11 protein-coding genes are annotated in these 13,989 nt (G+C 48.9%); 6 read left to right on the plus strand and 5 right to left on the minus strand.

The window, feature by feature from the left end; translation table 11 throughout:
• Nucleotides 1-97 precede the first annotated feature (97 nt).
• Complete coding sequence (locus tag AB6805_RS21780; RefSeq protein ID WP_370911556.1) at nt 98-2,557, minus strand: MG2 domain-containing protein; 2,460 nt, start codon at nt 2,555-2,557, stop codon at nt 98-100.
• A gap of 121 nt (nt 2,558-2,678) precedes the next feature.
• Between AB6805_RS21780 and AB6805_RS21785 the strand changes: the two genes are divergently transcribed.
• Nucleotides 2,679-3,929, plus strand: a complete 1,251-nt coding sequence (locus AB6805_RS21785; RefSeq protein ID WP_370911557.1) for an NAD(P)/FAD-dependent oxidoreductase — start codon at nt 2,679-2,681, stop codon at nt 3,927-3,929.
• A 194-nt stretch (nt 3,930-4,123) separates the two neighbouring features.
• On the opposite strand, the gene AB6805_RS21790 is transcribed toward AB6805_RS21785, so the two are convergent.
• A complete protein-coding gene (locus AB6805_RS21790) occupies nt 4,124-4,753 on the minus strand; it encodes a deoxynucleoside kinase (protein ID WP_370911558.1) in 630 nt (209 codons plus the stop codon).
• Nucleotides 4,754-4,769: 16 nt separating this feature from the next.
• Entirely contained in the window at nt 4,770-5,255 is a 486-nt protein-coding gene (folK, locus tag AB6805_RS21795) for a 2-amino-4-hydroxy-6-hydroxymethyldihydropteridine diphosphokinase (RefSeq protein WP_370911559.1), read from the minus strand.
• Nucleotides 5,256-5,341: 86 nt separating this feature from the next.
• On the opposite strand from folK, the gene sppA reads away from it, so the two are divergent.
• The 5 genes from sppA (at nt 5,342) to AB6805_RS21820 (ending at nt 10,201) form a co-directional block, all read left to right on the plus strand.
• A complete protein-coding gene (gene sppA, locus AB6805_RS21800; RefSeq protein WP_370911560.1) occupies nt 5,342-7,093 on the plus strand; it encodes a signal peptide peptidase SppA in 1,752 nt (583 codons plus the stop codon).
• A gap of 288 nt (nt 7,094-7,381) precedes the next feature.
• Nucleotides 7,382-8,488, plus strand: coding sequence for an ABC transporter permease (locus tag AB6805_RS21805; protein ID WP_370911561.1), 1,107 nt, complete (start codon nt 7,382-7,384; stop codon nt 8,486-8,488).
• Nucleotides 8,489-8,527: 39 nt separating this feature from the next.
• Complete coding sequence (locus tag AB6805_RS21810; RefSeq protein ID WP_370911562.1) at nt 8,528-9,058, plus strand: SRPBCC family protein; 531 nt, start codon at nt 8,528-8,530, stop codon at nt 9,056-9,058.
• A 12-nt stretch (nt 9,059-9,070) separates the two neighbouring features.
• On the plus strand, nt 9,071-9,601 hold the full coding sequence (locus AB6805_RS21815; RefSeq protein ID WP_370911563.1) for an SRPBCC family protein: 531 nt from the start codon (nt 9,071-9,073) through the stop codon (nt 9,599-9,601).
• Between the two features lie 105 nt (nt 9,602-9,706).
• Complete coding sequence (locus tag AB6805_RS21820; RefSeq protein ID WP_370911564.1) at nt 9,707-10,201, plus strand: DUF2911 domain-containing protein; 495 nt, start codon at nt 9,707-9,709, stop codon at nt 10,199-10,201.
• A gap of 51 nt (nt 10,202-10,252) precedes the next feature.
• On the opposite strand, the gene bioA is transcribed toward AB6805_RS21820, so the two are convergent.
• Together bioA and AB6805_RS21830 are read right to left on the minus strand one after the other, a co-directional pair.
• Complete coding sequence (gene bioA / locus AB6805_RS21825; protein ID WP_370911565.1) at nt 10,253-11,533, minus strand: adenosylmethionine--8-amino-7-oxononanoate transaminase; 1,281 nt, start codon at nt 11,531-11,533, stop codon at nt 10,253-10,255.
• Between the two features lie 45 nt (nt 11,534-11,578).
• The gene (locus tag AB6805_RS21830) at nt 11,579-13,978 is read right to left on the minus strand and encodes an ATP-binding protein (RefSeq protein WP_370911566.1); all 2,400 of its coding nucleotides are present in this window, start codon (nt 13,976-13,978) and stop codon (nt 11,579-11,581) included.
• Nucleotides 13,979-13,989: the final 11 nt, after the last annotated feature.

Raw genomic sequence — 13,989 nt, forward strand, 5'->3', positions numbered from 1 at the left:
TATCCGCTTATATCTCCCCAAATCATTTAAAATCCAAAGTGTTCAAATCCCTAAATCAGTATAATCAGCGTAATCAGCGGGAAAGACAAACTCCGCGCTAGAACTCCTGTTCAAGACGGCCCACGCTGCCATCTTCGCCGATACCTTCCACGACTAAACGAAAACGTTTGGTGTAGTCATTGTTGTAGAATTCTACTCTGGCGGTGTGCGTTAGGGTGTCTATTGCTACGTTCGGGTTCCAGTAAAGGGTGAGGCGTTTATCCGGTAAGGCGTGTACTTCTTTTTTCACGGAGTAATCCGGTGAATAGAATTGTTTCACGATCTGGTAACCGGCTTTTTTATAGAGTTTAAAGCCCCGGATGCTGGGGTCATTTTTCGGTGAATTATCGCCGCCTTTTTTGGTGTATACCGCGATAGCGCCATTGGCGCCGCCGAAGCCACCCATAAATGGCGGACGGAATACTTTAATGAGCGCGATATCCTGGATAGAGAGGGTGCTCAGCATGCTCACATCCGACTGCATTTCATTAAGGTATAATCCCGGTGCACCACCGCGCCAGGAAAGGGTGGGATTATTATAATCGCCTGTAATCTGCAAGCCTGCTACTTTAGATTGCAGGTACTGAAATACGTTGAGGGCAATTGGTGTTTCTTTGGTTAAGTCGAAGGAGTAGCCGTCGCCACCGGAGAACATACCGGAAGCATAACGTTTTTCAGTAGTTTCTTCCGGCTTCACTTTTTTCGCATTTACGTTTACTTCCTGCAGGTATACCGTTTTATTATTGATAGAGCGGTTTACTTTGTTGCCTTCTGCTGCATTGGCGAGGAATTGTTTCAATGCGTTATTATCCACCGCCGGCGGTATGCGCAGCGGGTAAGGAATTTTAATTTGTGTAGGACGTTCAAAGAAGTGGTTATCGAATTTCACATTTACATCCACGCCTTTTTTTACGAGGTCGTTGCCCTGGTAATAAATGTAAGCTGTATCCGGGAATACCATGTTGGCCATTTCAAACTGTCCTTTATCGTTGATGGGAGTAGAAGCAAACATGGAGGAGCTGTCTATCGGCAGGCGGATGATCATATCCAGCTTACCGGTAGGCATGGGGCGGCCATTGAGCATGGTGGCCACGCCTTTCATGAGCAAGCCCTGTTCGTAAGGGAACCTGACTTCAGGGAATTCGTTATTGACGATCTTTTCCCAGCTGAAACGTCTCCATCCGTTGGTCATCATTACCAGGTCCAGGCCTTTCAGGGTGGAGTCTGCGTCATTGCGGAAATACCACGATGGGTTGTAGATATAACCTTTGATGTCGGAGGTGAGCAGGAAAGTAGAGATGATGTTATTGGAATTTTTATCTACCGGTACCGCGTCTGCATCTGTGATGGCTACAGAGATATTTGTTTGCATGGTATCGGGTAGTCTTAGCTCAATAGCATTTTTTGTTCTTGGTTCCTTGTGAGTATCTGCATCCAGTACATCTATCTGCATGAGGTCATTTTTGCGGACGAAGGCAAGCCGTTCCGCGAGTGGCATACCTGATTTGGCAAAAAGGGTAATTTGAATAATGCCTGACGGCAGATGATCGGCGGGGATAAATCCGCTGATGCGACCTTCTCCTATGTCCAGGTTGGCTTTGTATACCAGTTGGCTGCCCATCTGGGCAATGATCACGAGGTCATTTAAGGAGGTATCGGCTACGTTGCCGGGTACGGCCTGGTAAAAGATGCGGCTGCCTTTATTGAATACTTTCAGGGAGGCGCCGGCCGCTACTGCTGCGGGCAGGGCCACTGTTTTGGTTTGGCCTTTATTGTTTTTTACGGTTGCCTGGAAGATGTCCTGTGCATTGGCGGGGGTGATCTCGAATGATCCCATGCCATCGTGCAGGGTTTTGATCACTGCGCTGCTGGCGCCTTTGGCGTCTTTTACAGCGCCGGATACTTCTACCGGGTAGCCATTGTTATCGATGGCCTTAAAGGCTACTACGTTCGGCTGGCCTGCGATCAGGTTTCCGCCTTCGGGGAAGAACTGTACGGCAAAGTCGGGTGTGGTAGCGCTATCTGCTTCCGGTGATGTTTTCTTTGAAGGATCAAAGATTTCTATGGTCCGGGTATAACTGAATGCAGGATCGAAGTTGAGCATCCAGGCGGTATAAGCCCTTAGCTGGTATACACCTGCTTTTTGTGTTTCGGGCAGGTCGAAGTTACCGGGTGCGCCGGCGTTGCCCACGGCGAACAGTTTCTTCTGCACGATGTTATTGTTTTTATCCAGCAGCTCCACATACAGGTTGGTGGCGGTGGTGGCGGGCATGCCCTGCAGGGTGAGATAGGCTTTGAACCAGATGGTTTCACCGGCTGCGTAGTAGTCCTTATCAAGATGCAGATATACTTTTTCGGCCGGGTAACGGCTGCCGAAGGTTTGTAATGCCTTTATAATGCGGTCGGACCAGTCAGTTGGGCGTGTTTGTATAGCCAGTGCACTCATTACGCCGCTTAACATTACGGCTGGTATTATCCATTTCAGATGTTGTCGCTTTTTCTTCAGGTTCGATTGCATGCAATATAGTTTGAGCGGGTATAATATATGTCAAAAATATAAACTTTGGAAGATTAATCAGTAAGATTACGGCAGGTTTGTTATTATTGCGTGTTCAACCTACGGTTTTAACAAGATTTTAATGAGTTCAGGAAAGAAACGTTTAGTGATAGCTGGTGGCGGTGCTGCCGGTTTTTTTTGTGCGGTGAATGCGGCCCGCTTATGCCCGCAGCTGGAAGTGGTGTTGCTGGAAAAAACAGGCAAGCTGTTGTCGAAGGTAAAAGTGAGTGGCGGCGGGCGGTGTAATGTTACCCACAATGCCCCTGATATTACGTATATGGCTAAACGCTATCCCCGTGGCCAGAACTTTGTAAAGAAGTCGTTTTCCCGGTTCTTTGTTCCCGATACCATCTCCTGGTTTGGGGAAAGAGGCGTACAGCTGAAGGCGGAAGACGATGGCCGGATGTTCCCGGTAACAGATAGTTCCCAAACGATCATCGACTGCCTCCTGCGCGAGGCCGACAAATACCATCTTAACATCCGCACGAATACAGAAGTTACCTCTTTTAAAAAAGGCAGCGACGGGCGCTGGCAGCTGCAACTGCAGCAAGGTCCTGCGCTCACCGCCGATTATTTATGTATCGCTGCGGGGGGCTATGCGCAGGCAGGTAAGTTTGCCTGGCTGGAACAAACAGGTCACAGCATTGTGCCGCCGGCGCCGTCCCTGTTTACCTTTAACATGCCCGGTAACCCTATCACCGGCCTGATGGGAGTAGCTACCCATGCACAGGTGAAGGTGGCCGGTACCAAACTGCTGGAGCAGGGTCCCTTGCTGATCACCCACTGGGGAATGAGCGGCCCGGCCATATTGCGGGTGTCGGCCTGGGGCGCCCGGGAACTGCAGCAGCTGCAATATACTTTTACTGCCATCGTTAACTGGATTCCGGCTTACAACGAAAATACCCTGCGGGAACACTGGCAGGACCTGCGTTTTGAATCAGGGAAGCAAAAAATATATAATAAAAATCCTTTTGGTTTACCACAGCGTTTATGGCAGTTCCTGCTGCAACAGACCGGCATTACGGAAGAGATGAGATGGGCGGACATCCCTGCGAAAGACCAGAACCGTTTAATGAAATTGCTGGTAGGCATGGAGTTCCCGGTGAAAGGTAAAACCACTTTTAAAGAAGAATTTGTTACCTGCGGCGGTATTACGCTCAGTGAAATAGACCCGGCTACCATGGAAAGCCGGCTGGTACCCAACCTGTTCTTCGCCGGCGAAGTAATGGACGTGGATGGCATCACAGGCGGCTTCAACTTCCAACACGCCTGGACGAGCGGCTTTGTGGCCGCTAGTGCGATAGCCCAGCGCGAAGGTTGTCTTTCTCACTGATTACGCTGATTATACTGATTACCTTGATTTTATTTTTTGGATTTTATAAAGGATTTAAAAGATTTTATTTTTTGGGGAGATATAAGCGAATATATCCGCTTATATCTCCCCAAATCATTTAAAATCCAAAGTGATCAAATCCCTAAATCAGTATAATCAGCGTAATCAGTGAGAAAGACAACCTTCGCGCGCGATTACAATTTGAGGTAATGTACCCCCGGTTCGTACTCTTTTTCCAGCGCCAGCAGCAGGTGGTCGAAGTCTTCCGGCTGCCGCAGGAAATCTACTTTGGTGGTGTCTACCACCAGTGTGCGTACGGGATGTTGTTTGATGTATTGCATGTACATGTCGTGTACATTCAGCAGGTATTCGTCGGGTATTTGCTGCTCATAGGAGCGGTTGCGGTGACGGATATTTTCCTGCAGCTTTGTAACCGGTGCGTTCAGGAAAATAAGCAGTTCGGGTTGTACCAGCTGGGGATTGATGATGTCGAAAAGTTTCTGGTAAAGGGAGTATTCTTCTTCTGGTAAATTGATCTTGGCAAACAGCAGGCTTTTGATGAAGAGGTAATCAGAAATGATCACATCGCTGAAAAGGTCCTGCGACTGCAACATTTCCTTGAGTTGTTTATACCGTTCTGCCATAAAGAATAGCTCCAGCGGAAAGGCGTATTGTTGCGGACGTTCATAAAAAAGAGGGAGAAAAGGATTGTCTGCAAACTCTTCCAATATCAGTTTTGCAGAGAAATGGGTAGCGAGCATGTTGGCCAGCGTGGTTTTGCCGGCGCCAATATTTCCTTCTACCGTAATAAATCTATAATGCATGAAAACGGGTTTAAAATTAATCCTGGTAACGGTTTGCAGCTAATGTATCCGGACAGCTGGCGGACAGCTCCCGCACGGTTTTATGCAACACAGGATGCATATAATCCGGGATGATTTCCATCAAAGGCGCCAACACAAACCGCCGGAGATGCATCCGCGGATGCGGTACCTTCAGATCCGGCAGCGAATGAATGCTGTCGTTGTAAAAGATCAGGTCGATATCAATAACCCTCGACCCCCATTTCTCCTGGCGGATACGGCCGATCTTTCTTTCTATTTCTAACAGTGTATGCAATAACGTTAGTGCATCCAATGATGTGCGGATCTCCACTCCCTGGTTCAGGTAGTCGGGTTGATCCACGGCTCCCCAGGGAGCGGTTTGGTATAAGGCCGAGGTTTGTACCACCTCTCCGGCTGTTTCAGCAATCAATTGTACCGCCTTTTGCAGGTTCCCGGTACGATCACCTAAATTGCCACCTATAAGTAATATTGCTGTATTCATGTATATTTCAGGACTCAAAAGTAGCCATATTCCTTATTTTTGAAAAAATGTATCTTTCCATCTCAGTTTCATCTTAACAAAAAAGTATGCGTTTCTTTAAAGTTTTCCTGGCCGCATTCCTTGCATTCGTAGCATTCACGGCAATATGCTTCTTTATATTGCTGATCATGATAGGAAGGGCCGTTACCCCTGAAAAGGTAACAATTTCCCCCAATGGCGTACTGGTACTCGAAACAGGGCAGTCGTACAACGAACAGAATATAATTAACCCACTCGGCAGACTGATGAACGACGACGCCGCAGTTACCCCCGGATTGTATCAGACCGTAAGACTGATAGAACACGCCGCTGACGATGACAACATCAAAGGTATTTACCTGAAAGTAAATGGTAACCCCAATGGCTTTGCCAGCACAGAGGAATTCCGCAATGCACTCCTCCGTTTCCGGAAGTCAAAGAAATTTGTGTATGCCTACGGAGAGGTAATGGACCAGAACGCCTACTACCTGGCCAGTGCTGCCGATAAAGTATACCTGAACCCTAAAGGCGGGGTTGATTTTACCGGCTTTGCCAGCCAGGTGATGTTCCTGAAAGGAACCCTGGATAGATTGGAAATCAAACCGGAGATTTTTTACTGCGGCAAATTTAAAAGCGCTACCGAGCCGCTGCGCGAAACCCAGATGACAGATGCTAACCGCATACAAACCACCCAGTTCCTGGGAGAACTGTATGGCACCTTCCTGAAAGGAATAGGTACGGCACGCAACATCGACACGGCCACTTTACATGGCTATGCCAATGAAAACCTCATCCAGCAACCCGCAGATGCGCTGAAGTATAAGCTGGTAGATGGTTTGAAGTATGACGATGAAGTAATAGCGGAACTGAAAAACAAAACAGGCGTTAAACAGGGCGACGAGGTAAACCTGGTGACGCTTAAAAAATATAACAGTGGCACCGACCTTTCTTCCGGTGGCGGAGATGGACAGTTAGCGCTGATCTACGCAGAGGGCGATATTATAGGTGGGGAATCAGACCGCGATAAAACCATTGCGAGCGACGACTATATCCGTGAAATCCGCAAAGCCCGCGAAGACAAAGATGTAAAGGCAATCGTGTTCCGGGTGAACTCCGGTGGCGGCAGTGCGCTGGCATCTGAAGTAATCTGGCGGGAACTGTCGCTGGCAAAGAAAGTGAAACCGGTGGTGGTATCCATGGGCGACTATGCAGCATCCGGTGGTTACTATATTTCCTGCATGGCCGACAGCATTTTTGCAGAACCCAATACTTTAACCGGTTCTATCGGCGTATTCGGCGTGATGTTTAATATGCAGGACTTCTTCAAAAATAAAGTGGGCGTTACCTTCGATGGCGTTAAAACCGCACCTTATGCGGATCTTGGTTCCGTTGGCCGTCCACTCACTGACGCAGAGAGGCGCTTTATACAGAACGGCGTTGACAGCACCTATGCCTCTTTCAAATCACGCGTGGTGGCCGGCAGGAAGCTGAACCCCGCCATCGTGGACAGCATCGCCCAGGGGCATGTATGGAGTGGGTTACAGGCAAAGGAACTCGGACTGGTAGACCGCATCGGTGGTATCAACGAAGCGCTGGCCTGTGCCGCGCGGCTGGCCAAGCTGCCGGACTACCGCCTGCGAGAGTTCCCGGAAGAGAAAAACCCGTTGAACAAATTCTTCAAAACCTTCGCCGGCAACGTACGCATGCAGCTGGTGAAGCAGGAACTCGGCGCCAATTACGACATTTACCAGCAGGTAAAGGACGTACAACAGCTGCATGGCGATGTTCAGGCGAGAATGCCGTTTAAGTATAATTTCTAGCGAATTTTGTCTTGGCTCAGGATTACGCTGATTATACTGATTAGCTGGATTTTTACTTTTTGATTTTATAAAGGATTAAGGGAGATAGCAGCGGATATTCGCTCTTATCTCCCTTAATTATTATTTAAGAAAATCTAAAAAATCAAAAAAAATCCAAAAGTAAAAATCCAGCTAATCAGTATAATCAGCGTAATCCTGAGCCAAGACAAAATCCCCGCCCCCGCATTTTTTGCTAAAAGCTGGAAAAACGTCGTAGTTTTACCGCCGGTTTTTAAATAGCAGAATCAGATGAATGGAGCGAAGTACAGTCAGTTGAGGGCCATGCTGGCCATTACAAAAGGAAGTTTAAGAGGTATTTTCCGTAGTCCTTCCGCCGTAGTGTTCAGTTTGGGGTTCCCGCTGGTATTTATCCTGGTGTTTGGGTTTATTGGTAAAAGTACTGTTTCCGTTAAAGTGGGGGTGGACCGCCGGACTGATATTACCAGCAGGTATTACCAGGAATTGTCGCATGCCGGTACACTGAAACTGGTTACCGATCAGCCTGAAGCGGAAATGGAGGATGATCTGAAGAAAGGCCGTTTGGTGGCTATTCTGAACATTGTGCCCAAAGCGGGAGTTAACCATGTAACTGCTTACGATATCAATATCCGGACCTCTACGGCGTCCGATGCCGCGAAGAAAGTAACCCTGTTATCGGTGCTGAAAAGCATCGCCGGCAAACTGGATGATGAAACCTATAAACGCCCTACGGTAGCCACTTTTACACAAACAGAGGTGCCTGGTCGTGAATTTAAGACCATCGACTTTATTTTACCGGGTCAACTGGGCTTTGCCCTGATGAGTGCCGCCGTTTTTGGTACGGCCTTCCTGTTTTATAATATGCGTCAAACGCTGGTACTCAAGCGTTTTTTCGCCACGCCCATCAAACGCACCTATATTGTACTGGCAGAAGCGCTGAGCCGGATGATCTTTCAGCTCATCAGCTCTGTGGTGATCATTGCGCTTGGGCATTTCGCCTTTGGCTTTACGCTGGTACATGGTTTTGCCACCTTCCTGGAAATGCTGGTATTGTCGGTATTCGGGCTGCTGGTATTCATGGGTTTTGGTTTTGTGGTGAGCAGCCTGGCAAAAAACGAGAGCACTATTCCGCCCCTGGCCAATATCGTTACCCTGCCACAGTTCCTGCTGGCAGGTACCTTTTTCCCGATAGATTCCTTCCCTGGCTGGCTGCAGCCAATCTGTAAGATCATGCCGCTGACCTACCTGATAGACGCCCTGAGAAAAGTGGCCTTTGAAGGGCTGCATCTCTGGGATGTGGGCTGGGATATTGCGATCCTTACTTTATGGGGTGTTGTCGTATATGCGGTAGCCGTGAAAGTATTCAAGTGGGAATAAGGCGATTTCGTTAGCTTTGTGGGACCTAAATCCAGTCACATGCAAGCCTTTTTCATTATCCTGGGTGCGTTCATTGTCCTTGTGCTGGGGCTTTTCATTTTCAGTTTATTCCTCTCATCTGCCATTAAGGTGGAGCGTTCGCTGGTAATACCGGCTGCGCCGGGAGCTATTTTCCCGCTGATGAACGTAGTGCGTAACTGGGAGCTATGGTCGCCCTGGAAAGAACAGGATCCCAACGTTAAAATTACTTACGGGGAAAAGGAAAGTGGTGTGGGCGCCGGTTACAGCTGGGAAAGCCGCAACCGGAATGTAGGTAAAGGACATATGACGATCACGGAGTCCAAACCTGATCAGCAGGTGGCCACCCACATCGATTTTATGGGCATGGGCGCTACCAAAGGCTATTTCCGGCTGGACCCGGTAAATGGCGGCACCCTGGTTACCTGGGGAATGGTGTGCGATATGGGGCAACATCCTATCCGGAAAGTGATGGGGCTGATGATGGACAAATGGGTAGGAAAGGATTTTGAGAAAGGACTGGAAAACATGAAACGGCTCCTTAAAGGGTAATATATTTTTTCTATGCGGTTTATTAAGTTGTTACTGATCAGCGTGATCATTTTAGGCATGGTGATTTTCGGATTGTCGCTGGCATTTCCTTCTACGGCGGTGGTGGAGCGTACAGGTGTTATCCGGGCGCCTATTGATACTGTTTATGCACATATCAGTAACCTGAAAGCCTGGGATGCCTGGAATCCCTGGACCCGCCCCGATACTACCGCTACCCTGGTATACTCCGATCCGCCTTCCGGCCCCGGCGCCTGGTACAGCTGGAACGGACAACTCAACAGCGGTAAGGTAACGGTGCTGGACAGTGATCCGGCCAAAGGAATACATTACCTGCTGGATATTAAAAGTGTGCGTCCTGTAAAAGGAGGCATAGAACTGAAGCCTACGGCAGATGGCAAAGCCACTGCGATCTTCTGGCATATGGAAATTAAGCTGGGCATGCTGCCGTGGTGGAAGCTGAGGGGATTTGTGGCCGACAGGGTATACGGCCCCGCTATGAACGACGGGTTGACAAAGCTGAGCCGGATCTGTGAAGGGAAATAGTATGGAGTTATTTTACCATTGATCCAATAGTTTTGTTTACGATGGTTTTTATGATTTAAATTGTTATCGTATCTCAACAACTTCTTACAGAAAAAACTAAAAAAAATGAAACATTTCTTTTTGGCAACCTTATTTCTGGCCTTTACCAGCCTCGTTTTTGCTCAGGAGAAGGCACGTAAAAGCCCCCACGTTACAGTAGAAGCCAACGGTATTAAAGTAGTGTACGGCCAGCCTTCCAAGAAAGGCCGCGAAATTTTTGGCAAACTGGAACCATTTGGTAAAGTATGGCGTACAGGCGCTGATGAAGCCACCCAGATCACTTTCAGCAAAGACGTGTCTTTTGGCGGCAAACCTGTAAAAGCAGGTACTTACACTTTGTTCTCTATTCCTGATCCTAACACCTGGACCGTTATCCTGAATGGTAAACTGGGCCAATGGGGTGCTTATGATTACGACAAGAATAAAGGCGAAGACGTAGTATCCGTGAAAGTACCACGCGAAAAACTGTCTACACCAGCAGAAAAACTCACCTTCACTTTACCCGGTAACGCCGTGGTATTTGAGTGGGATGACACTAAAGTATCCGTACCGGTTAAATAACACGACCGGTAAAAATATCAGGGGCACAGACACCGCGTCTGTGCCCTTTTTTTATGATAAGGTGGCTACCAGTTCCCGGATACTGCCATACACTTCATCCAGCTGTTCGTTGGTGATGCAGTAAGGCGGCAGTATATAAAGGGTATTCCCCAGCGGGCGCAACATCACTCTTTTTGCCCGGAAGAAGCGGTGCAGCTCATCGGCTAACGCATTCGTATAACCGTCGGCGTTAGCGGTTACTATTTCAAACGCCAGGATAGTGCCCAGCAATCTCGGATTTTTTATGACCGTGTAAGTAAACAATTCCTTCAGAAAGACGGTATGCTTTTCGTGTATGCGTTCCCGGTTGGCCGCGCAGGCCGGGTCGGTAAAGAGGTCGAGACTGGCCAGTGCAGCTGTACAGGCCAGCGGGTTGGCCGTGAAAGAATGCCCGTGGAATAATGTTTTCAGCTTGTCTTTGGAAAGAAAGGCTTCATACACCGCCGCAGTGCTGGTAGTTACACCGAGCGCCATGGTGCCGCCGGTAAGTCCTTTCGAAAGACAAACAATATCCGGTGGTGTTTGCAGGTATTCCATAGCAAAATTTTTCCCTGTTCTGCCGAAGCCGGTCATTACTTCATCTGCAATCAGCAGGATATTTTGGGAGGAACAAAACTGCAGGAGCTGTTCAAAGGCGGCAGCGTCATACATCACCATGCCACCGGAGCCCTGGAGGAGCGGTTCAAATACAAAGGCGGCAATATCTTCCGGTTGCAGTGCAGTAATGTTGTTTATAATTTGGGAGATGTTTTCCGCAGTGGGCACTTCTATGAATTGCACATCAAACAGGCGGTCATCAAAAACGCGGGTGAACACACTTCTGCCGCTCACGCTCATGGCGCCGAAGGTATCGCCGTGATAGGCGTTGTGGAAGGCCAGTATTTTATGTTTCGGTGTGCCTTTGTTATCCCAGTACTGGATGGCCATTTTCAGGGCTACTTCTATGGCTGTAGAGCCATTGTCGGAATAAAAAACGCGGCGCTGGTTGGCGGGAAGAAGCGGTAATAGCCGTTCCGCCAGATGAACAGCCGGCGGATGGGTGTACCCGGCGAAAATACAGTGCTCCAGTTGCAGCGCCTGTGCTGCCAGCTGCTGCGCAATATGCGGGTGTGCGTGACCGTGAATATTCACCCACCAGCTGGAGGTAGCGTCTATATAGCTGTTATTATTTTCGTCGAAAAGTAAAGCGCCTTCGCCGCGTACAATGCCTATGGGCGCAGGTGCGGTTTGCATTTGGGTGTAAGGATGCCAGATCACGTCCAGATCACGGGCCGACAAAGAAGATGTTTGCATAATTGCTGGCTGTTGGTGCAGGCGCGAAGGTACTATAAAAGCAGGTTATGTTTTCCTGTGCCGCTCCAGTATCTCCAGCAAATCCGCTGCTGCGTAAGGTTTGGGCAGCATATCTTTTACATGCAGGCGGGCCAGCCGTTCGGTTACTTCCGGCATAATGTCTGCCGTTAACACAATGATAAAAGCATCCGGCTGCAAGTGCTGAATGTGCGGAATAGTTTCATAACCATTCATCTCCGGCATATGCAGGTCGAGGATAATACCATCAAAAGATTGTTCCTGTATTTTCTGTAGTGCCAGTCTGCCATTGCTGGCTGTTTCAATCTGCGCACCGGAGTTTTTCAGCTGTAATTGCAGGATGCGGATATTGATGGCATTGTCTTCTACTACCAGCAGCTTCATATTTTCCAGATGGCCTTCCTGTTGTTTAGTTTTCTGGGGCACAGGACCGGGTGCAGTTTCAGGTATTGTAAAACTGATATCAAAACGGAAGGTAGTGCCTTCATTTTTTTTGCTTTCCAGTATGATGCTACTGTTGTGGAGCGCCACCAGTTTCTGGGTGATGGCGAGTCCAAGCCCTGTACCACCGTGATGGCGGTTGGTAGCCGAATCTTCCTGTACAAAAGTATCAAATACTTTTGCCTGCATTTCCGGAACAATGCCCACACCGGTATCCTTTACGGCAAAGGAAAGTGTGCAATCGCCGGCGGAAGCGGTTGCCCGGCGTACTTCCAAAGTAACTGATCCTGCACTGGTAAATTTGATGGCGTTGTGCAACAGGTTATTGAGTACCTGCGATAATCTTACGGGATCTCCTTTCAGTGTTCCCGGTAAATGATCAAACCGGGAAATGAGTTCAATACCCTTGCTGGTAGCCAGTGGCTGGCAGTTACGTACAATGCCCGTTAGCAGCGCCTCCGGATCAAATGGAGTATTTTCCAGTTCAATTTTTCCTGCCTCCATTTTACTGAAGTCGAGGATATCATTGATCAGTCCAAGCAAATGATGGGCGGAGAACTCCAGGTTATGCACCAGTTCCGCCTGTTCGGGTGCGGGATTTTCTCCCAGGATACCGGCGATGCCGATGATGGCATTGAGGGGTGTACGGATTTCGTGGCTCATTACGGACAGGAAATCACTCCTCGACTGGGCGGCTTTCTGTGCATTATCCCGGGCAGCAGTGAGCGCCAGTTCTGTATCTTTCTTATCAGTAATATCCATGATAATGCCCCTGAAATGCGTGAGCTGGCCCTGGCTGTTAAATACCGCCCTGCCGATGGTGCGCATCCAGGTATGTTTCCCTTTGGCAGAAATGTGCCGTAATTCCAGGTCGAACGGGGTTTTATGAGTAATCAGCGCTTCCCTGGCAGCAACGAAAACAGGCTGGTCGTCCGGGTGATAAAATGCAACGGACGAATGAAACGTAAGCGGGAAGTCGTGCGGCACCTCCCTCAATTCATACACTTCACGTGTCCAGTAGGTTTCGCCGGTGGCTACATTGAATTCCCATCCGCCCATTTTGCCCATCTGCTGGCAGATACCCAGCAGCTGGTTACTGCGGCGTAGTTCAGACTGTGCCTGTAGGTAGCTGTTGTTCTTTTTTTCTATTTCAGAGATATTACGGATCATCAGCAGGATGCGCCGGGGTGCGGGCAGCTTATCTTTAATCAGCCGTACTTTCAGCTGGTACCAGTTTTGAGGACCCTGCCTGATATCAGGATACACGTATTCCTGGTTTTCTCCGGTTTCCAGCAGTTTGTCGACTAGCCGGTTAAAAGCGCCGGCATGCTCGCCAAGGGCTTCTGAGATGGTTTTGCCGATCACCTCTTCCCGGGGCCGGAATAAGAGGTTGTCGTTGCTGCACCATACCCCGGTAAAGACCTTCTGCTCGTTCATCTCAAATAAGATATCATCCAGGGTGAGCATCAGCGAATCCCACTCGTATTTTAACCGGGTAAAAGCGGATTGCAGTTGCCTGGTTTCCTGTTCCCTGATACCGTGAAAATGCAGATGCCCCAGTATTTGCAGTAGTGGTTGGAGGAAAGTTACTGTATCTGCCGAATAGCCGTCCATGCAGCCTGCGAGCCCTATTACGGCCAGCACCTGCTGCTGGTATGTTACCGGCAGCCCGATAAATGCAGTGGTAGCATCCCCTGCCGGCAGGATCAGCGGTTGCCCGTTGCCGGCCACTTCCTGCAGGGCAGGCGTGAAATTCCAGCTGTGTTCCGGCGCATGATTAATGATCGTGATGGTATGCAGTTGGGAAGGTGCATCGCTTTTCTTCAATTCCCCCACAAAACCGTAAGAGCTGCCTGTCAGGTCCATTAGTTGTCCTAACAGTTGCTGGACGGCATTAACCGGGTGTTCCTGCAAACCGTAATCTGCGGGAATACTGCTAATGATATCCAGTAATTTTTGTTGACGCAGCGCTGCAGTAGCCAGCATGAGCGATGTTG

It is taken from the genome of Chitinophaga sp. RCC_12 (genome assembly GCF_041360695.1).
GTDB lineage: Bacteria > Bacteroidota > Bacteroidia > Chitinophagales > Chitinophagaceae > Chitinophaga.